Consider the following 21,711-nt stretch of genomic DNA (forward strand, 5'->3'; position numbering starts at 1 on the left):
TATTGCATGACTTCTCCTCGCTACCTTGTCGGTATTGATCTCGGAACAACTCACACGGTTGTCGCTTATACACCGATTTCAGATAACCTTGAATCGAGCCCAATCGAGATTTTCGAAATAGACCAACTTATCGCCCCTGGCGAGGTCGCACGTAAGCCTCTTCTTCCGTCGTTTCGCTACCACCCTGCCGAAGGTGAAATTGACCCGTCATTAATGGTACTGCCATGGGATCTCGACCCCGTCGATGGCGATATTCAACACGCTATCGTCGGTGAACTGGCACGGGAAATGGGTGCTAAGGTTGAAGGGCGCCAAGTAGTCAGTGCTAAAAGCTGGCTATCACATACCGGTGTCGACAGAACCGAGGCAATTCTCCCTTGGTCTTCCAACAGCAGTGTCGAGAAAGTCTCGCCGGTCATCGCCAGTGCCAGTTACCTTAACCATGTACGCCAAGCATGGGATTACCACCATCAAGGTGACAAGCTACAAGATCAAGAAGTCGTTATCACCGTACCGGCCTCTTTCGATGAAGGGGCACGGGCATTAACGTTAGAAGCTGCAAAACTGGCGGGCTTTGGCGATATCCTCCTACTCGAAGAGCCTCAGGCAGTCTGCTACGACTGGTATGCAAAAAACAAAAACCAAGCCGAAGTACTACTTAAAGATATTCCCTTATTAATGGTCTGCGATGTGGGCGGTGGTACCACTGATTTGAGCCTAATTAAAGTCGGTACTAAGGATGACAAGCTCACACTAGATCGAATCGGTGTTGGTGATCACCTCATGCTCGGCGGTGACAACATTGACCTAGCCCTCGCCCACCTTGCCGAACAGCGCCTACATGGTGCCAGCAAGAAATTAAGTGCTTCCGGCCTGTCAAAACTCATTCAGCAAACACGAAAAGTCAAAGAACAGCTGTTGTCGGGCAACGCACCTGATACTGCTAAAGTTACCATGCTAGGCAGTGGCTCTCGCCTGATTGGCGGTGCTAAAAGTATTGATATGACGCGTGATGAGGTCCACCAAATCGCTCTGGACGGTTTCTTCCCGCAGACCGACTTCAGCGATCAGCCAAGTCATCGTCAGGCTGCGGTTATTGAGTTTGGCTTACCCTATGCTGCAGATCCGGCCATCAGTAAGCACCTTGCCCAATTTATAGATTTGCATGATACCGTCTGTCGAGAATCCCTTAAAGATACAGCCCAAGCCCCTACAGCTGAACAACCTGCTATTCCGGTTGCTATATTGCTTAATGGTGGTGTATTCAACAGCCCGCTATTATCAAACCGAGTACTAGAAACCTTTTCTCAATGGAAGGGTGACACTGTCACACAGCTGGATAACCCTCACCCCGATCTGGCTGTCGCTTATGGTGCAGTAGCCTATGCCAAGGCACGCCACGGCGCGCAACTTAAGATTGGTGGGGGCTCTGCCCGTTCTTTCTTCTTAGTACTCGAGAATAAAAAGCGCGAAAAACAAGGGCTTTGCCTGCTACCAAAAGGGATTGATGAAAGTACCGAAATTCGCCTTAAAGACCGCAAGTTTGCATTAACGCTCGGTGAGCCGGTGCGCTTTAACCTAGTTTCATCCACTGACGATAGTCACACCCAAGCCGGTGAGATCTTCACTATTGATGAAGAGAGCTTTGTTTCACTACCTCCTTTCATTGCCACTTTAGACAGTGATCGCGATCGTGCTGCGCTTGCTGCCAACCAGAAAGACCGTGAAGAAGTTACTCTTGCCTGTCAGCTCACTGAAGTGGGTACCTTACAGCTCGAGTGTGTCAGCATTCATGATGACAATAAACGCTGGAAAGTCGAATTCGCCATCCGTAAAGATTTAGCCAAACTCAACCGAGGTGGAGATAACTCGACCCTTGCAGAGTCAGCTTTGCCTGTTCGCATGGATGATGCCATTGCTCTTGTAAAACAGGCTTACGGTGGTAGCACTAAGAACAATGACCCAAAAACCATTAAAACGCTACGTAATCAGCTTGAGAGAACGCTAGGTAAGCGAGATAACTGGGAAACACCTTGTCTAAGAGAACTAGCTAATGCGCTTATCGATAGCAAAAAGCGTCGCCGTCGTTCGGATCTCCATGAAAGGAACTGGCTGAAACTCACAGGCTTTACTATGCGCCCTGGCTTTGGCTACCCTTCGGATGAGTGGCGTATGGAGCAAGTTTGGCAGCTTTACCAACACGGTATTCAATCTAGCACTAGCACGCAAACTTGGAGCGACTGGTGGACGTTCTGGCGACGCATTGCTGGAGGCCTTAGCCAAGAGCAACAATTGGTTATTTACAAGGACATTGCGAAATACATCAATCCGTCAGCAAGCCGCAACAGCAAGCTCGCTAAAGAGCTGCAAGAACGTAGCTACGAGGATATGGTGCGATTGGCTGCGAGTTTAGAAAATTTACCCTTCGACAAAAAACTCCAGCTTATTGAGTGGATATTCGGTCGCTTGCAAAAACCGCAATACTCCCAAGCACATTGGTGGGCTATTGGCCGCATTGCAACACGCAGCCCTTTCTATGGAAGTGCGCATAATTTGCTCACACCACAACACGTCGCGTACTGTTTACCAGAGCTGATGGACTTCGACTGGCGCAAGGATTCAAACATCGCCTTTGCCGCTGTAATGATGTCTAGAATGACCGGAGACCGAACTTTGGACATTGACGAAAATAACCGAAATGACGTTATTTTGAAGCTAAAATCCAGTAAAGCGCCAGAAAGTTGGATAGAAATGGTATCGACCGTCAAGGTCTTGACAGAGAGTGAAACTAAGCGCGTATTCGGTGATGCACTACCAACAGGATTACGCTTAATCGATTAAGGTTCTGTTAGGGTTCAGCTGGTAATCTCATCAATCATAAATGAGAACTAACTTTTATTCCTTAGAGATTTCCTCGGGGAATGTTTTTTGCCTAGCGAGTACACAACACATGAACCGTTCACAATATAAAATCATCTCACAGCGGATTTTTAAATCAGACAATCAACGCATTGCCGTTGAGGCTGTGATCTTTGAAGGCCTATCTAGCTACGAAGCCGAAAAGCGCTTTGACGTGCCAAAAGGTACGCTTTCACGCAATGTACGTAAATACAAGCGTGAAGTTGAATACCTAAACACGATTGTAGCGGCTTAGTTAGTCCACTTAAATCTACAAAAAACGGAGAATGATTACATTCTCCGTTTTTTTATACTTCAGATTTGAGTGATGACGTTCTGAGGCTACATCATACGCAACCTATCATCCCGCCCTCTTAGCCAACTGCTCAGCAAGTACAAACCCACACCAACACAAAACATCACTAGATGAGAAGCAAATCCGAACTCTGCAAAGACTGCATACGCAGACGAACCCGTCAAAATAGAAAATGGTAGGCCATAGATCTCCGACAATACCGCGCCGGATTCACTCGATCCTGTAGCCTGGAACATCGCAACTTTAAATAAAATCACTGTCAAAATCGCCGCAAGCAGTGGGTATCGTGTCAACTGTGACAAAGACATAAGCCCCGCACCAATAGGAAAAAGGGCAATACTCATTAAAGCTAGGCGGCCAAGAAATTCAAACTCATGGCTGAGTAGATTTGCTACTGAGATCCCCCAGCTAGCCATCATATCTTGGGGCAACCACAAGGTCGCCATCACCCATACCATGAAATCAGCCGCCATCATTAAGGCTGCAGCCGTTAAAGGAATAACAATGAGTGCAAAAACCAATTTTACCGCAACAGCCTGATAATCAGACACTGGCATAGAGCGCCAAAATAACAAACTCCCCTCTTGTTTCTCTTTACGTAACGTTTTGGGTACGTAGATAAAGAACAATACGAGGTACACGATACCGGCAACCACTTCGTTGAGCTTACCGACTAAACCAGCAAACGTCCCTTGGGCAATCCCCCAGTCAATAACACTCTGGCCACTTGATTGCATAGAAAAAGATACATTATCCCCTTTAATTACAAAGACAAAATTGATAATGGCAAAAGCGAGCAATAAAAGCGGTAGGCGAATCACAATTCGATGCTCAATCAGCTCTTTCTCGAGCAGAGTTAACCAAGCTTTCATACTTCCTCCTGCTGCAAGGCAATAAACACCTCAGAAAGAGACGGTTCGCTAACTTTCCCAAACGTCGACAGCTTTTCAAGCTTTGTATTTTCGAAAATATACATCGACTCTTTTACCCCGTTTTGAATATATAGGGGTCTTGCCGCTTCGGCCTGACGCTTGTTTTCTTCGTTTACGATGACTTTTTGAAAACGACCATTGAGCTCATCAACAGCACCATTCATCACCACTTTGCCTTTCTTAAGGATCAGCAAATCTGTTAGCAAGTGAGATACCTCATCAACCTCATGACTGGCTATAATCATCGCGCGCTCGCCTTGGTTGAGCCATTCGACCAACTGGTTATAAAAGCGCTCTCTAAACATTAAATCCAAACCAAGGGTTGGTTCATCTAAAATGAGTAAGCGGACATCAGCTGACATGACTAATGCCAAATGAAGTTGCACCTTCATTCCTTTTGAAAGGCGGCCAATCTTAGTTGATAGCTGGATATCAGTCTGTGATAAATACTTCTTAGCTAATTCAAGATCAAAATTGGGATGGACTCCCGCGCTGTATTTCACAATTTGTTTCACTGTCATCCATTCGGGAAGCACAGCGACATCAGAAAGATAAGCGAGGTCACGCACAATCGCTACCCGCTCTTTCATTGGTTCAAGACCAAAAACACTTAATGTGCCATCATATTCATGCGCGCCGAGTAAGCATTTAATAAGCGATGACTTTCCTGCACCGTTATGCCCTAATATGCCTAACACCTGACCAGGTGCAATTTTAAAATTAACACCCATCAACGCACGGAACTTGCCGTAGCTTTTTCCAAGCTGATGTGCATTTACCAACGTATCCACTGTTTAACCTTTCGCTTATTGTCTATTTCTACATAAGCATACTATCAGGTTAGCAATAGCCCTAATACACTTTGTTACCTGCAAGGTTAGATATGGCTGTGTGAATTTACTGACATTAAGACAGGGAACTGCGGAAGGGAATATGACATAAAGAAAATGTGCCAATCAAACAATCGACACATTAAAGAGGTATACTGAGCCCACTCTGATTACGACAGAGTGTACATTCCCGAAACAATACTATGTTTGGGACGTCGTTATATTAACCCTGCAGCATTCAAATTGAGTGCAAGTTAATGTCGACAAATAATAATTTGAAAAGCGGTTTTATTCTTCGATTTTCCCAACAAGCTCTTCCGGTTCAACACCGTCTTTTTCCATTAGAGCCAGAATTTCCATCATTCGAACTTGACGGGCTTCATCTTTAAACTCATGGAGAACAGCAATAAGGTTGTTAATTTTGTGCAAAGGCATACGTTTAATCACGGCCTTTTGGCGTCCAGGTACTTCATCTGCAAAATCGATAAGCACTTGACGGTAGTCAACACGCTCTTCTTTTGTTACAACACCTGTTTTTGTATCGACTTTAACAGTTTTCGCTTCGACACTATTAAGCATTGCTGATAATGCTTTTTCAGCAGCTGCAAAGTTATCCATCAATATTACCTCTTAAATTGAATATCATGCATTTAATCGCCAGTTCATAATTGGGCGATTCATGTGATGTAATGATGATATGCAAATAACATTCAAATGATTTTACCTTGCATCAAGAGCAAGAAATTCTTTTCATATTGGACCACAATCAATGCAGCACATAGGTTGTTAGAAGCAATGAGTGGCAATCGTTAGGGACTACAAAGGGTAGATGTGACGATAATACCTCTTGTTAGAATCCTTGTGAACATAAATTTAAGGAAATTATCAAATATTCAGCGAATAGCAGGGTTTTACTGCATATAGACAGTGTGGACTAGAGAGAAAGCTTTAGCAAATTAATCCGCAAGTAACCTTTATATTTATCTACTACCGCAACCATCAAAGTATTGTAAAGACTATAAAGCAATGAAAATGTTTGAGTCTAGTCCCAACTCTAAATATTAGCCACTTCGCTCGTGCATCACGTTGACACATCAATAATAGGGCAATATATCAAGCAACATATCGGGGAGTCGATATCCGTTAAGGACTTTAAACAAACACTTATCGATCACATGGGAGCTCAAGCGGTTGATCAGATTCAGCTAAGGTGTCTAAAAGGCCGTTACCTGAATGAATTGCGCTTGAACTTAGGTAAGCAGTTTGAAAACAAGCAAAGCCTCACCAGTAAGCTCACATCAGGGCCAATTGCTCACTCTTTCTCTGGTAACTGCCCAACAGTCATAATCATTGAAGATTGATTACTTTTAAATCAGATAGATAAATTAAAAGTAATAATGAGAGGCAGATTTTACTTTCGGAGTTTTGTCCTATTGCATTATAGCTTTCTACGGTAATATTTATGTCGTTATTAGCTAAAACAATGAATATAAAGCCTTTTGGCGGACATTAGCGCAGTTTGGTAGCGCACTACTCTGGGGGAGTAGGGGTCGCTGGTTCGAATCCAGTATGTCCGACCAAAACGTTTTGCTCTTCCCACAGCCCACAGCACAACCTCTACTGCTCCATAATAAAGCCCGTAATTGACGATGATTTAACACAACACATTCAATGAATTAGGTTAAACTACTCAAGTGTACACTCTAAGCTATTGACCCCTTCGACGAGTGAACACCTCTTACGTTGATTTTTTATATCAAGCCGAGGTATCTTCAAAGATTAGGCGCATCACTACATTGTTTTAAGCGCTCTTAGAAACACAAGGGATTTAACAAGCACATGTTTTTTTTCGTTAGCCAGAAACATACAGTATGTCTGGCCTCATTATCCATCAGCCGAATAACCAAATCGCTATGAAGCTATTTAAGATCATACGCTTAGCTGCCATTGGCTGTATTCTCCTCGTATCGTCTATTTTGTTGATCGACCGCTGGTTCTCCGATCAAGCCTCGCCTCGTATCTTTGATAACATTCAAGCCACCCCTGCCCGCTCAGTTGGCCTGGTGCTAGGTACTAGCAAATATATCGCCAAATCACTCAACCCTTATTACCAATATCGAATAGATGCCGCTCAACAATTATATAAAGAAGAGAAAATCAATATTTTGCTCCTCAGTGGTGATAACGCCCACCGCTCATACAACGAACCCTGGACCATGAAGCGTGACTTGCTTAAAGCCGGTATACCCGATCAAGATATCGTACTGGATTACGCAGGGTTTCGTACGTTGGATTCGGTGGTAAGGGCAAAGAGTGTTTTCGACGCCAATCATTTTGTCATTATCACCCAACGTTTTCACTGTGAACGAGCATTGTTTATTGCAGATCGTAATGAAATTGATGCTATTTGCCTTGCTGTCCCGGAGCCCAAAGGCCTTGCCGGATTAAAGATCCGTACCCGGGAGGTCCTTGCCAGAATCAAGGCTGTTATCGATGTATACGTCCTTGACATGCAGCCCAAATTTTCCGGGCCTAAGGAGCCTATAGAAAAAGAGCTGCTTGAATTTGAAGGACCTAACCTTCCGAAGTAAGGACTAATATACCCAAGCTACTTGGGTATAAGATGATTATTCGTTTACTTTGTAATAGATGGCTTGGCCGCTAGCTGAGCCTGATTCCCCTTTGAAGAGCCATCGAACGACTTAATAAATTTTGCCCTTACATTGCGCACATGCAGCTGGGCATCCAGCCTAACGCGCTTTTGAATCCCTTGCTGTTTCATATTACCTGCCAAGATTAGATCAATTGTTCTTCATAATATTACGTTGAAATATGATACATCTAGCATAAGAGCAGGAAAACAGGCATTGAGCACCTCTACTTGTCATTTAGAGCGATATCACAGACTGCAGCAACTTCCAGCCAGTTCCGCGTCAATATAATGATTTACTGGCTGTTACTCCTTCAGAAAATGGGTAACTTTATACTCATTCCCACTTTACAGCCTCACACTTCAATCAATCAAAATGTCAAACGACCAACAAATGGACACACCACTATTAACAAATCAAAAACAATTGATAACATTCATCTCGAGTCAACTTGATGCAAAAAATTGCACTAGATAACTATAATCAGATGAAAGGAAACAACTATGACAGCCTTGACGATGACACTACGCAAGTGGCTGTTTGACCGGAACAGTATTATTCTTCTGGCAGACATAGCCCTCTTTACCCTACTTTTGAATACCCTACCTTTTGAAAAAGACGTGGTTGTTGGCCTGAGTATTCTTGCTTTCGTTGCCGTACTTTGGTTAACGGAAGCACTGCACGTTAGTATTACGGCAATTTTGGTCCCCATCCTTGCTGTAGGCTTTGATATATTTCCGACTCCCGCTGCTTTAAGCAATTTTGCTAACCCGATTATCTTCCTATTCTTGGGGGGATTTGCCCTTGCAGCAGCGCTACATAAACAAGAATTAGATAAGGCAATTGCGGATAAAGTCCTAATACTTGCCCAAGGGCGTATGTCTGTTGCTGTATTCATGTTATTTGGTGTTTCGGCCGTCCTGTCAATGTGGATTAGTAACACCGCAACGACAGCCATGATGCTGCCACTTGTCCTTGGTGTATTGAATAAAGTGAACGCCAAGAGCGAGCGCAGTACTTACGTATTCGTACTGCTAGGTATCGCTTACTGTGCCAGTATCGGTGGTATAGCTACAGTTGTCGGTAGCCCTCCCAATGCTATCGCAGCGGCTGAAGTTGGCCTGAGCTTTACGGAGTGGATGGCATTTGGCCTGCCCGTGTCTATTGTATTGTTACCTATTACGGTTGCTCTACTTTACTTTATGTTGAAGCCAAACCTTAACCACACCTTTGAACTTGACCACAAACCTGTCGAGTGGAATAACAGCAAGCTGGCAACGTTAGTCATCTTCGGTATTACAGTCATGCTTTGGATTCTCAGCAAACCAATCAATGGTATGCTCGGTGGAATAAAAAGTTTCGATACGCTGGTTGCACTGTCAGCTATCGTCATGCTTGGTGCATCACGCGTGGTTCAGTGGAAAGATATCGAGAAATCAACAGACTGGGGCGTATTGCTTCTGTTTGGTGGTGGTATCTGTCTGAGTAATGTACTAAAAGCTACTGGCACAAGCGTGTTCTTGGCACACAGCCTTAGTGGTTTCCTAGAGCAAGCGGGACTATTCTTCACTATCTTGGTCATTGCAGGCTTCGTGGTCTTCCTCACCGAGTTCGCCAGCAACACCGCAAGTGCAGCGCTATTGGTGCCAGTGTTTGCAACAGTCGCCGAGGCACTAGGCGTTTCACCCGTTATTCTATCTGCCTTAATCGCCGTCGCTGCTTCTTGTGCATTCATGCTACCTGTTGCGACGCCTCCGAATGCCATTGTGTTTGGGTCTGGACACATCAAACAGTCCGACATGATGAAGGTTGGTATATATTTGAACGTGCTTTGCATCGCGGTACTTTCTGCCCTTGCCTACCTGTTCTGGTAATCAAACTTAAATAAAAAAAGGGTGGTCCTATGACCACCCTTTTTCATTGCTACTCTGTTTAGTTTTACTGCTCATCCGCCGGAAAACGTACACCTATAATCGCACGAGCCTGTGTTGTAATAGCACTGACTATTTGGCTACGAATAAGACCGTCATGAGTAACAGTACCAGCATGAAATAAGCGGGCAAACTCTTCGGCTTCATAACGCATTGTATTTTCATCTTGCTCAACAGACAGGTCGACTTCTGGCTCATCCCGGCGGCACAATTTAACACCACGACACTGGGAAATGAAATCAACCAACAACGTACCCTGCTCGCCTTGTATCTCACTTGCAATAAAGCCATCGCTGACCTTGGAATGGGCAATAGTGACATCGAAGTCTTGATAATGCAGGACCAAAGTTCCATGCGCATCGACACCTGAATCCAACAAACAACCCTGTGCCGTCATGCTGCCCGGTTCGCCAAAAAGTGCAATAGCACAACTTAGTGGGTAGATCCCGATGTCCATTATCGAACCATTAGAGAATGCCGGGTTGAATGTGTTTGGGTTCTCTCCATTGAGGTATTTCTGGTATCGAGATGAATACTGGCAATACGACAAATAAACCTTACGTAGCCGCCCAAGTCTAGGTATCGCCTTCTTAATAACTTCAAAGTTAGGAACATATGTCGCAACCATTGCTTCGAACAATAGCACTTGCTTTTCAGCAGCAAGTGCAACGAGTTCTTGAACTTCAGTAATATTCGATGCCAACGGCTTTTCGCCAATTACATGTTTACCCGCATTAATAAACACTTTGGCCTGAGGTGCATGCAGTGAATTAGGACTGGCGATGTATACCGCATCTATCACATCACTATTTGCAAGATCATCTAGCGAGTCATAACATTCGACTTGACCATACTGGCTGGCAAACTCCGACGCTTTGTCCTGGGTTCGGGAATAAACCGCTGTCAACTGGTAGTGACCGGTTGACAATGCGGCGCTGATAAAGCGATCCGTAATCCAGTTAGTACCGATTACACCCAAACGAATCATTGGTTATTTCCTTATGGTTATTGACTATATACCCCCGCAGCTTGAAGTTACTTGGGTATAAATAGTTTATCAAATACTTATGTCACACATAACCACAATATCTGTATGTAAGCAGACCATATACCTTGTGTTAACAATCAGTTGTAGTTTATTTTGGTTAGGTTGAATAATAATTACGAGTGACGCTATGTACTACGCGGAAATTACCGGATGGGGCAAGTGCCTCCCTCCTACTGAACTCAGTAATGATGAGCTCAGCCAATTTGTTGAAACCTCAGATGAATGGATACGAACTCGTACGGGTATCGAATCAAGACGAATCAGTCATGTGAACACCTCGGATTTGGCTCGTGTTGCTGGCGCTAGGGCGCTTGCCGCCGCCGGAGTGGATGCATCCGAGTTAGATTTAATCATTATTGCAACTTGCTCTCCAGACACCTTAGTGCCTAATATCGCATCTAAAGTGCAACTCGATCTGGGAGCAACCAAAGCAGCCGCCTTTGATATGAATGCGGCATGCACAGGGTTTCTTTATGGCCTGGAAACGGCGACCAAAATGATTCAGGCCGGTAACTATCAGCATGTTCTGGTTGTTGGCGCTGAACGCCTTTCATGGTATCTCGACTGGAGCCAGCGCGACACTGCCGTACTATTTGGTGACGGAGCTGGTGCTGCGGTCTTAAGCCGTTCAATGCAACATTCAGGGCTACTTGATGCACAATTGGGGTGTGACCCTGAAGGAAGAGATGTTCTTGCCATCCCCGAATTTGGTACGGCCATGGATCGTTTCAACCCCGACGCTGGGCATTTTGCCTTTAATTTTGTTGGCAGAGAAATCTTCCGCCGCGCGGTACGTGGTATGGGTACCGCTGCAAACACCGTATTGCAGCGTGCGAACTTAACCCAAGACGATATTAATGTTGTCATTCCCCACCAAGCAAACCAACGCATAATTGAAGCGCTGTGCGACCATGCGGGTATCCCTCAGGATAAAGCCTTTATCAATATCCACAAGTACGGCAATACATCGGCGGCCACTGTGCCTATCGCACTATGCGAAGCCGTTGAACAAGGACGAATAAAAGCTGGTGATACCATTTTATCGGCCGCATTCGGAGCAGGCCTGACTTGGGGGGCAGCAGTCATTAAATGGGGACAGCGTATCACCCCCGTTAACAAGACGGATATAGAACTGCCAGAGTGCCACCAAACGGCGACAGAATTGCTGGAGAACGCCATCAAACACTGTAAAAAATGACCATAGATAAAACCAGCAGCCTTGTTGCTGGTTTTATCTAACAATGCCGCTATACCGTCGCTTCCTCTACCCGGTTCCTTCCCTGCTTTTTCGCCTTATACAACGCACTGTCGGCTCGCTGGATAAAGTCTTCGATTTTCTCTCCGGGAATATATTCGGTCACACCAACACTACAGGTAATATAAAGCCCGTTCGCCCATTGATAACTTTCAACTATCATCCTGACCACTTCAGCAAACTCTTTCGCTCCTCGCAGGTTGGTTGCAGGACAAAAAATAATAAACTCCTCTCCGCCCCAACGTACAACGACATCGGTCTTTCTAGAGCGTAAGTTTAATACCCTGCCGAATTCCTTTAATACTTCATCGCCACCGTGGTGTCCCAAAGAGTCATTAATCTTCTTGAAAAAATCGATATCGATATAGACCATCGACAAAGCGTGGCAGTTTCGTTGGGAGAAATCGACGATATCTCGTAGCCAACGATCCACTGCATGGCGATTTTGTGTCCCTGTCAGGTTGTCGGTAAAAGCCAACTCCTTAAATGCCAAAGACTCTTGATAGAGATGCTGATTGGCTTGTTTGAGGTACTCTGACTTTGCCCCCATTTCACTCACCTGCTCGGCAAGACGACGTCGCTCTGCAATCAAGAAATAAATGGCTGCCAAGCCCCACATCAAGATGTTAATCCGCAATAAAGACGCTTCCGACAACCAATGCCCATAAAACACAAGCCGATTTAACCGAATAGAGTAATGCGCAGGCTTGATATAACTACCCGTCGCAATTTCAATTTGAATGATGTTGTCAAATTGAGTTCCAGAGTTTTCAATAGGTACTTCGTAATCAGCAATCCACCAAGATAATACCTGAAACGACTTCAATGGAATGACTTTTAGTCCATTCCCCACACCTGGCGCAAATTCTATGGCATTAAATTTATAAGACACAGGGTCATCGGAGGTAGAGTATTCTGAGTCATAGTTACGTAGATAGATACGAAGGCGCTCATCATCGTTCAGGCTATAGTAATCAACATCAATACCGATTGAATGATATGAAGATAAATCCACCCCATTTAGGTTGTCACCCAATGACAGCGATATCTCACAAAACGGCCATTTTCCCTTGTCACCGATTTCACAATTAAGTGCAATCGCCTTGCCATTGTAATCAAGACTTGATTTGCTGTTACCATCCTGTGCGCTATCGTCAATATTCAAATACGCCGCATTCCTTGCATTGATACTGAGCTCCTGATCAAACCCACCGAAATAATGAAAAAGAAAAGTAAACAATGAAAACGTTAGCAGAAAATAAGCCGCTACTCGTATACGTCGTCTTAATTTGTCCACGGAATACCTACGAATACGAATGATCAAGCCTACCTATCACGGGCAGCAACATGTTGGCGATGAAACACAAACAGGCACACTAGCAGATGAGATAGCCTTTACCAAGAATCTAAATTATCAGAGAAAAATAATATCTGAAAATCATGTATTCAGTCACGACATTAAGTGTATAACCTCAATAAAGTTCCCTTCATGACACAAAAAAGCACCACTATAAGTGATGCTTATTTTTCGTTGCAAAAACATTCTTTTTATTGCTATTTCCGAGTCCTGTTCTGACCCCGGTTTTTGTGAATTTGGGATTTAGCCTTAGCCCGGCGTTTATCACTTGAACGGCCACGACGGCGATTTTCAGGCGGCTCGTAGTTAGGGTCTGGTTCATACCCTTCTAACCATTGCTGAGGCAGTCTTGTATCGAGTAACTCTTCAATGGCACGCAGAGCCCACTCTTCATCAAGGCTCATCAGAGATATCGCATGGCCTGTTTGCCCCGCTCGGCCAGTACGGCCTATTCGGTGTACATAATCTTCGGCTTTGAACGGCATCTCGTAATTGATAACATACTCGAGCTGTTCAATATCAATACCACGAGCAGCGACATCTGTTGCAACCAGAACTCTAGCTTTACCCGATTTAAAGTCATCCAGCGCGCGCTGGCGTGCCCCCTGGCTCTTATCACCATTGATGGACACCGCTTTGATGCCGTCTTTGCCCAGCTCCTTTGCAAGTTCGTCTGACCCTTGTTTAGTTTTGGTAAATACCAACACTTGCTGCCAATTTCGAGAACCAATGAGGTAAGCCAGTAATTCGCTCTTACGGTGTTTATCGACCGGATAAACCATTTGTTCAACAGTAACCGCCGTACTGTTACTTGGCGTCACTTCGATCAACTTGGGATCATCCAAAATATCAAAAGCGAGCTTTTTCACTTGTTTGCCAAATGTCGCAGAGAAAAAAGCCGTCTGGCGCTCAACATGCATCCGCTTAAGAATACGTTTGATATCATCAATAAACCCCATATCCAACATGCGATCGGCTTCATCCAAAACCAGATAGCTGATTTTACTGAGATCAACCGTACGGACATGCGCATGGTCAAGCAATCGTCCAGGGGTCGCAACAAGAATATCAACTCCAGATTCCAACGCTTTTACCTGCACTTTCATGCTGGTTCCACCGTAAGCAACAGCAACCTTCAGGGGGGTATTCTTTGCGTACAACGATAAGCTGTCGAAAACCTGTTGTGCTAGTTCTCGAGTAGGCGTCAGAATCAACGCTTTGACCTGCTTGGTTTGAGTTTCAACGTCACTTTCTAGTAAGCGGTGAATCAACGGAAGTCCAAAGGCAGCAGTCTTTCCGGTCCCCGTTTGAGCACCAGCCAGCACATCGTGACCTGCTAATATTTCGGGGATAGCCTGAAGCTGTACTGGTGTTGGCTGTTCAAAACCGAGTGAAGAAACATTTTCGACGAGTTGGTTATTCAACCCCAGTGATTGGAAAGACATGTAAAATACCGACAATTTTCAAAAGAAGCGGGATTTTAGCAAAAAAGCGAGTGAAGTGTGAAACGATAAAAAAGCACCGCAGAGCGGTGCTTTTGAATTAGCGAATAGTAACGGCAGTTTATACCCCAGTAACAAGGGTATATGTCTTACTTAATATTCAGGAATGCAGCACCGCGTACACCGCCGGAATCACCGTGTTTTGCTTTGATGATCTTAGGGCACTTCGCCACAGACAGCAGATACTTTGGAATACGCTTTGGCATCTCTTCGTAAATCAACTCGAAGTTTGAAAGACCACCACCAAGTGCCACGACATGTGGGTCGGTTGCAGTAAATAGGTTTGCAAAACAGATCGCAAGTAGCTCCATAAAACGCTCTACGTGCTCAACAGCCTTGGCTTCACCTTCTGCATGCGCTTTGATGATCTCAATCGCTTTTTTCTCTTCACCGTAGTAATGCGCATAAAGCAGCTCGAAACCACGGCCAGACAAATAACTATCCAAACAGCCTTTCTTGTCACAACCACAACCAAGCAACGGTGCATTGTCACCTAAATGGAACCATGCATCGAGTGGTAGACGGGTATGACCCACTTCACCAGCAACGTGGTTACGACCAGAGAACACCTTACCTTCGTAAATAAAGCCGCCACCAAAACCGGTACCCAAAATCAAGCCTAATACTGATGGCTCATCTTGTAGATCTTCATCCCACGCTTCAGACAGTGCAAAGCAGTTTGCATCATTTTCAATTTTGACCGAGCGACCAATTTTCGCTTCAAGATCTTTACGCAGCGGCTTGCCTTTTGCCGCAGGTACGTTAACCGTGAGAACAGTACCGTCATCGGCATCTTCCATGCCCGGTAGACCTAAACCGATAGTTCCCTCGCAACCATACTCTGCATCATATTTATTGACCAGACTTGCGATAGTCTCAACTAACAGCTCATAGTCGCCAGTTGGGGTTGGTACACGTTCAGTGGCTACGCGTTCAAGTTTTTCATTAAACGCGCCAAACTCAATTTTGGTTCCACCCACATCAAAGCCGTAGTACATCCTGCACTCCAAAAAATAGTAAAAAAACAAAACTGAAAAAATTATCCACACATCTACACCTACAGACTGTGACGAGGTGCAGATTTAACAGGTTAGTATGGTGCTACCTATCGCGTTTGCTGAAAGAAACATCAATAAACTGCATAATTATAAGACAGTGCAATACTCTTTTACATTCGACGTGCAGTTAAGCATAGTTTCCCATGTACTCATGTAACTGGCTGATTGCATTGTCGTCTGGTAATACCCGGTTCAACTTACCGGTCATGTAGCTTTCGCGGAATACATCGAACCACAAATCCAATACATCGGCATTTTTTTGCTCCCCATAGAGATCAACAATACGAGCAGCGACTTCAGCGGTCCCTAACTGATTTTCCTTAGAGGCTTCACGTACCTTATAGCGAGAGGGCTTTTCCGGATTTATAGAAAGTACTGGGAACCGATTCAAGTATGGGCTCTTGCGGAACATCTTCTTGGCTTCAGCCCAACTACCATCAAGCATAATAAACAACGGTCGCTTACCCGATTCAATCTCAACTCGCTCAGCAACACGCTCAGGAGCCGCATATTCAGCGGGAAAAACGACGTATGGCTGCCACTGCGGATCTTCCACTAAGGCAAGCATCTCAGGATTTGGCTCTGTCCGTGACCAAATGTAGGCATGGGTGTCTTCAAACAAATCAGCTATTAAACGGCCTGTATTACTAGGTTTGAGAACCTCGTCGTCATACATCACCAACAAAAAGGCAGCGTTGGATGAAATTTCCGGCTTGCTGGAACAAATACACAAATGTTTGCGTAACATACAGAATAAGCAGCGCTCTACTTTACCACCGCGAGCAAGGAACGGACGAGTAGAGCGAGCAAGGCGCTCATCATATAACTTATGGACAGCATGGATACGCATAACAGCTTTACCTAAAAACAAAAAACGCCAGCATTCTACTGGCGTTTGTATACCCAAGCTAGATCAAAATTCACTTTCAGGACTGTAGTCGGTACCTAGACAACAAGTCCTGCTGCTTGTGGGCGACATCCGATACCCTACCAGCCTGCTCAACCAGCGTCTTAAGTTCTCGACTATTGGTTTGGGCTTTCAACGACACCTGCTCGACACTGTGCCCCACTTCCACAGATGCATTTTCCTGCTGCTGGGTTGCGGCTGCAATCGCGATCACCTTGTCACTGATACTCACAACAATGGATTTGATTTGATGGATTGAAGCCTGAACCTCACTGCTTAAATCAATCGATGATGTCATCTCTTCTCGGCTAACCACCATTGCATCATTCACATCTTTTGCCGCTTGGTGAAGCTCGCTAATGGTGGTTCGAATTGAAGCTGTTTGCATATTAGTTTCACTGGCTAGTTTACGTACTTCATCGGCAACGACAGCAAACCCCCTGCCCTGCTCACCCGCACGGGCTGCTTCTATCGCGGCATTCAGCGCCAGTAAATTGGTATTGTCTGCAATCGCACTGATCAACGCCACGACTTCGGTAATTTTATCGACGTGACTATCTAACTCTTTCATGCGTGTTTCGTTAACAGCAAACCGCTCGTCCAGCATACGCAGACGAGACGTACTTTCATCGATAATATCAACCCCTTGCTGGGCCATATCGTTCGCTTGCTTGGCTTCTTGCTCAGATTCATAAGTACTAGCAACAATCTCTTTGATTGATACTTCAAGCTGAGTGATAGCGGTAGCGATAGCCGTCAGCTCATCGCTTTGTTCTTTAATCGCAATACGGGACTGTGAGGCCGCTTTCTGACTGGTTTCCGAGGCCGTACTTAGCTGATGGCTGTTATCGACCAACTGACCGAGTGTTTGGCTGTTGTTAAAGTTAGATTGGTTAAGCAAGCCACCTAACACAGCAAACTCTTTAGGTGCGTCCTGCGTTGCCTTAACGGTTAGGTCACCTTTACTCGTTGCCTTAACCACTCGGTCAATTTTTTGCAGTGAACGCTTTACCGATTGGCTAATCCAAACACTGGAAAGGACAGCAACCACCAAGCCCGCGATACTGAAGGTAATGAATAATGCCATCGCATTTTCGCTAGCTTGAATAACTCCGGCTTCACCTTGTTCAACTAATCTATTGGCACCATCGGTCAGCGTATTAACTTGGTTAGCCATTGACGCAATTTGTTGCTGGGCATCTTGTACTTGGGCTGCTTGCTCCGCCTGCAGGGCCAAGGTGCTCAGCTGCAGGGAGACAATACCAGAATCCTCAAACAGTTCTTTCACCATTGTAAACGGTACGAGAATACTGGTGTACTCAGAGAAACTCGCGTCGATGCGGTTCATTTCCCGCCATGCGTAGTTCATCCCCGAAAGATTTGTACTTACTAGACTGTGAACAAACCCTTCGGCTTTCGATATATCTCGCTCCAGCATCAATGCCATTAAGTGACTGGCCATTTCCAATGAATGATTTACGAAATTGGTAACGTGATTAACCCCATCCTGATTATCAGCGAAAATTGCCATACCAACACGGCTCATCTCAGCCCTGACGGAAGATACTGCGTAGTTCATCATGGCCTTGTCTGACTCTATCTTGCTTTGATTAACCAGGATGTCTTGCTGAGATTGGTACAGAGTTGCTGCTGTTGCTCCAACTTGTTCAGCTTGAGTGGCAAGTATCCGAATATCATTCATCAACCAACCTAACTGATTTCTATCGGCCAATCGTTGCAATTCATTCAAGGCGGTGGTCATCGTTTGCTGCTCGTCAACAAACGACTGATGGGCAGTATCAAGTTGTTCAACCGATAAACTATTGACCATCTCGCCCAGACGTTGGGCTGATTGCAAGGAAGACCGAACAATGACACTGCTATTCATTGTTACTGGTAGTGCTTGAAGGCTAAGAACCTCAAATTCTTGTGCGACGTTTTTTAGGCCGTTATTCCCAAAATAGGAAAGAAAGCCACCGGTTGTGACCAATAACACAAAGACAATTTGAATAGAGGCAACGATGGAAAGACGCGATTTAACTCGCTGCTGGTTTTTCATGCTGATCATATCCCTGATTAAGTTCAGCCAGTATCGTGGGGTTATATGTCAGCCATAAAACAACAACGAAATAACTTCATGTTGTTATTTCATATAAATTGGGCCGGACATTTGATGGCAAACTTACTCAATAAATATGACAATTAGATTTCAGCCATCAGTTTCATCAATAATATCAATGAATTTAACGACAGCTCTTACTAATCAGAGCATTAAACACTCAGGAGGGATATTTTTACATCGATGCAGTTAAACAAAAAAGCAGCGCAATGCTGCTTCGCTGGCTTATCGGCTTATCGCACTGTCAAAGAGGTTTTTGACAAGCCCAACATAATCTTCGAGAAAACGTACTTGCTCATTGGTTGGGCAACGGTTCCAAGCACCAGCAAGCACCTCGCTTAAGTCTTCCATTACCGCATCGGCTTCTTGCATTAACTTAAAGCGAAAGTCAGCTTCGAGATCAGGATTTTGCGCAAAAACGGTCATCAAATTGGTTGCGATCATATCTGTTACTACGTCTTCAACCGTCTCTTCACAGCCTTCTGCCTCAGCGTTTTCAAACAGAGAAAGGTGCTCTGTAAAGTACTCAATAAGCGCGTGATAACCCTCAGATTCTACAACCATAATCCTATCTACTCTTCCGTTGATTCTTAACTAACATTTACAATTACCGTTTAAGCAGCGTACACCTGTTATCGGTAATAGCTTAAAGGAAAATTTGTAGAATATCTTATGACAAAACAGCCTGATAATATAGGTGAAATTATGATTTTCCCCTTAAGTATCTATGAGGTACCACGCATAGCAGCACATTGTTCCGTTGTTGGCTGGTAGAGTGTACAGCGGTTTCGCCCTTGCCGCTTGGATTGATACAGAGCACTATCGGCACATTCCAGCCACTGTTCATACGAACTCATCCAAGGAGCCCATTCACAAACACCTAAGCTGATCGTTACTTGGATATCCCGAACATCTACCTTCACTAACGACTCTTCTATTCGTTTTCGTAACCGATCGGTAAAATACTGGGCTAATTCCGCCGTTGTACCTGGAAGGATCACTCCAAACTCCTCGCCCCCGTATCGACCTGCCATATCAGACTGACGTTTTGCTTTTTTCAATATACTGGATATCGACTTAATCACTGCATCACCGGCGATATGGCCAAAAGTATCATTTACCTTTTTAAAGTGATCAATATCGAACATCACCAAACTCGCCGCGCTCTGACTATGGCGGCAATGGTCAAACTCATTGGCCAAACATGACTCCCAATGCCCACGGTTATGCAATTGGGTCAACTTGTCAGTGATACTCAAATGTGTCAGCTGTGCATTGCTTTCTCTTAGGTGCGTCTTACTTTTCGCAATATCCGAGACATCGGTAATGGTTAAACAAATATGTCGGTATTCACCATCTAGCGACTTTAGCGGAGTCAGCGTCATGTTTTGATACATGGCTGTCATCCCCCCCGTCACAGGACTAAAGTTAGTGAAGTTAAAAATATAAGACCTATCTTCCCAACTGGTAAAAGATCGTGTCCCGAGCTTAAATGTGGACTGGATTTTATTTTGTAACCATTCCTGCGGTAAATCCGGCATTTCCTCAAAAAGGCTTTTTCCCATAATTTGATCAGCACTGATCCCACTATAAGCCTGCATGAAAGTATTCCAGGTCATGACTCGGTAATCCCTATCGAGCATCACGACTCCCGCATCAATGTTATCGATTAGCTGCGCAGTAAGATGGAAATCAGATAAACTCTCGAGATATTTCACGATAAGGTCTCCATAAAACGTCTGATAACTCGCGTCGAGTCATTATCCATCATCAACAATACATCGCAGGCCATGTCCAGATTTTCAGATTGGTAACTGTACTCAATGGTAAATAGGTCATTATTAGCTGTGTCACTAACCCCTCTGACCATATACTCTTCAAGACAAATAGGTTGTCGAATAGAAAAAGGAATGTTCATCTGCTCAGACAAGGACACCAGAAAAGCAGATACCATTAAGTTGGCAATGTCAGTCATGACTTCACTGTGTTTGCCGTTGAATGTGCTGAACCCCAGTCGTTTGCCAAACAAAGTGATATCTTGACCATATAAGCACACCAATGCTTCCCCATGAATGCCACCCCCGACAAACCGCTGAGCAATCGGTGTTGAGTCAGGCCGCTGGATCTGGTTGCTAATCATCATTTCCAGCTCCCCGCCCCCTAACATTGCGACATTGGGCAGTGGCATAGTGATGAACTCCCCACAGTGATCTGAAATAATGGCCGCTCCTTTACCTAAGGCAATATTGGCGACTTCTTTAAACTGGTATAGATAATCACTCTCATTGGTGGTGTTATTCGAATCGTGTTCGTATGTTTGGGGTATAGGCTGTTCGCTATTATTAAAAATAATACCTAGTTTCTTTAAGATGGCGGATAGTTGTGGTCTCGAAAATGGTTTGGCAAGAAAGTTATTCGCCCCCGCATCAACACAACGCTCTATAGCCTGTTGTTGTACATCAGCAGAAAGCACAATCGTCTTTGTCGGATAATTATTGACGGGCAGTTGCTGTAACACACCAAAACCATCCAATACCGGCATCGTCAAATCAAGAAACATCACATCGATATCGTTATTAGCCAGGCAATCCAATGCGAGTTTACCGTTATCAGCAAAATACAAAGTAACGTCGCTGAATTCCCGGAAAAACTTCTGCATGGCTCGGTGCACGAGCCGTGAATCATCACAGATTAATACTGTTTTATTATGCGACACAAAGATATGACCTAAATTGCTCACCACCAGCAATAATGATAACGCCTTTATTTGTAATTGATATTTATTGGCTTGATTAAATTATCCACTTAGTGACATGGATCGCTTTTTGTGAAACTTGCTGGACGTATATAAATTCAACAAGTTAGCAATAACATGATGCAATGTATATTAGCCATTCTATTAGTGTG

At 44.6% G+C, this 21,711-nt stretch carries 17 protein-coding genes and 1 tRNA gene; 6 read left to right on the forward strand and 12 right to left on the reverse strand.

Annotated elements, in window-relative coordinates:
- Positions 1–6: 6 nt before the first annotated feature.
- Positions 7–2,841 (forward strand): Hsp70 family protein, encoded by a 2,835-nt coding sequence (locus tag ACVA58_RS04205; protein ID WP_446509190.1) that lies wholly within the window; start codon positions 7–9, stop codon positions 2,839–2,841.
- Between the two features lie 109 nt (positions 2,842–2,950).
- Positions 2,951–3,154: a helix-turn-helix domain-containing protein gene (locus ACVA58_RS04210; protein ID WP_446509191.1), complete on the forward strand. Its 204-nt coding sequence runs from the start codon at positions 2,951–2,953 to the stop codon at positions 3,152–3,154.
- Positions 3,155–3,240: 86 nt separating this feature from the next.
- On the opposite strand, the gene ACVA58_RS04215 is transcribed toward ACVA58_RS04210, so the two are convergent.
- The 3 genes from ACVA58_RS04215 to ACVA58_RS04225 form a co-directional block, all read right to left on the reverse strand.
- Complete coding sequence (locus ACVA58_RS04215) at positions 3,241–4,086, reverse strand: ABC transporter (RefSeq protein WP_446509192.1); 846 nt, start codon at positions 4,084–4,086, stop codon at positions 3,241–3,243.
- Positions 4,083–4,937: an ABC transporter ATP-binding protein gene (locus tag ACVA58_RS04220; protein ID WP_446509193.1), complete on the reverse strand. Its 855-nt coding sequence runs from the start codon at positions 4,935–4,937 to the stop codon at positions 4,083–4,085. Before ACVA58_RS04220 ends, ACVA58_RS04215 begins: the two co-directional genes overlap by 4 nt.
- A gap of 327 nt (positions 4,938–5,264) precedes the next feature.
- Positions 5,265–5,594, reverse strand: a complete 330-nt coding sequence (locus ACVA58_RS04225; RefSeq protein ID WP_428653993.1) for a hypothetical protein — start codon at positions 5,592–5,594, stop codon at positions 5,265–5,267.
- Positions 5,595–6,479: 885 nt separating this feature from the next.
- Between ACVA58_RS04225 and ACVA58_RS04230 the strand changes: the two genes are divergently transcribed.
- The 3 genes from ACVA58_RS04230 to ACVA58_RS04240 all read left to right on the forward strand — a co-directional run bounded on the left by ACVA58_RS04230 (position 6,480) and on the right by ACVA58_RS04240 (position 9,501).
- A tRNA-Pro gene (locus ACVA58_RS04230) sits at positions 6,480–6,556 on the forward strand.
- 333 nt (positions 6,557–6,889) lie between these two features.
- Positions 6,890–7,567, forward strand: coding sequence for a SanA/YdcF family protein (locus ACVA58_RS04235; protein WP_446509437.1), 678 nt, complete (start codon positions 6,890–6,892; stop codon positions 7,565–7,567).
- Between the two features lie 563 nt (positions 7,568–8,130).
- Complete coding sequence (locus ACVA58_RS04240) at positions 8,131–9,501, forward strand: SLC13 family permease (protein ID WP_446509194.1); 1,371 nt, start codon at positions 8,131–8,133, stop codon at positions 9,499–9,501.
- A gap of 64 nt (positions 9,502–9,565) precedes the next feature.
- On the opposite strand, the gene ACVA58_RS04245 is transcribed toward ACVA58_RS04240, so the two are convergent.
- Positions 9,566–10,546, reverse strand: a complete 981-nt coding sequence (locus tag ACVA58_RS04245; RefSeq protein WP_446509195.1) for a Gfo/Idh/MocA family protein — start codon at positions 10,544–10,546, stop codon at positions 9,566–9,568.
- Between the two features lie 187 nt (positions 10,547–10,733).
- On the opposite strand from ACVA58_RS04245, the gene ACVA58_RS04250 reads away from it, so the two are divergent.
- Positions 10,734–11,804: a beta-ketoacyl-ACP synthase 3 gene (locus ACVA58_RS04250; RefSeq protein ID WP_446509196.1), complete on the forward strand. Its 1,071-nt coding sequence runs from the start codon at positions 10,734–10,736 to the stop codon at positions 11,802–11,804.
- Positions 11,805–11,853: 49 nt separating this feature from the next.
- Here the strand turns inward: ACVA58_RS04250 and ACVA58_RS04255 are convergent, their stop codons facing one another.
- From ACVA58_RS04255 to ACVA58_RS04290, 8 genes are all read right to left on the reverse strand, one after another.
- On the reverse strand, positions 11,854–13,158 hold the full coding sequence (locus tag ACVA58_RS04255) for a GGDEF domain-containing protein (protein WP_446509197.1): 1,305 nt from the start codon (positions 13,156–13,158) through the stop codon (positions 11,854–11,856).
- 257 nt (positions 13,159–13,415) lie between these two features.
- A complete protein-coding gene (locus ACVA58_RS04260) occupies positions 13,416–14,663 on the reverse strand; it encodes a DEAD/DEAH box helicase (RefSeq protein ID WP_446509198.1) in 1,248 nt (415 codons plus the stop codon).
- A gap of 146 nt (positions 14,664–14,809) precedes the next feature.
- Positions 14,810–15,718: an N-acetylglucosamine kinase gene (nagK, locus tag ACVA58_RS04265; RefSeq protein ID WP_446509199.1), complete on the reverse strand. Its 909-nt coding sequence runs from the start codon at positions 15,716–15,718 to the stop codon at positions 14,810–14,812.
- Positions 15,719–15,905: 187 nt separating this feature from the next.
- The gene (locus ACVA58_RS04270; RefSeq protein WP_446509200.1) at positions 15,906–16,628 is read right to left on the reverse strand and encodes a tRNA-uridine aminocarboxypropyltransferase; all 723 of its coding nucleotides are present in this window, start codon (positions 16,626–16,628) and stop codon (positions 15,906–15,908) included.
- A 76-nt stretch (positions 16,629–16,704) separates the two neighbouring features.
- Positions 16,705–18,744, reverse strand: coding sequence for a methyl-accepting chemotaxis protein (locus ACVA58_RS04275; RefSeq protein ID WP_446509201.1), 2,040 nt, complete (start codon positions 18,742–18,744; stop codon positions 16,705–16,707).
- 285 nt (positions 18,745–19,029) lie between these two features.
- On the reverse strand, positions 19,030–19,368 hold the full coding sequence (locus ACVA58_RS04280) for a DUF3802 family protein (protein ID WP_446509202.1): 339 nt from the start codon (positions 19,366–19,368) through the stop codon (positions 19,030–19,032).
- A gap of 161 nt (positions 19,369–19,529) precedes the next feature.
- A complete protein-coding gene (locus ACVA58_RS04285) occupies positions 19,530–20,522 on the reverse strand; it encodes a sensor domain-containing diguanylate cyclase (protein ID WP_446509203.1) in 993 nt (330 codons plus the stop codon).
- The gene (locus ACVA58_RS04290) at positions 20,519–21,547 is read right to left on the reverse strand and encodes a response regulator (RefSeq protein WP_446509438.1); all 1,029 of its coding nucleotides are present in this window, start codon (positions 21,545–21,547) and stop codon (positions 20,519–20,521) included. The genes ACVA58_RS04285 and ACVA58_RS04290 overlap by 4 nt, the downstream gene beginning before the upstream one ends.
- Between the last annotated feature and the right edge of the window lie 164 nt (positions 21,548–21,711).

It is taken from the genome of Photobacterium sp. DNB22_13_2, assembly GCF_052873915.1.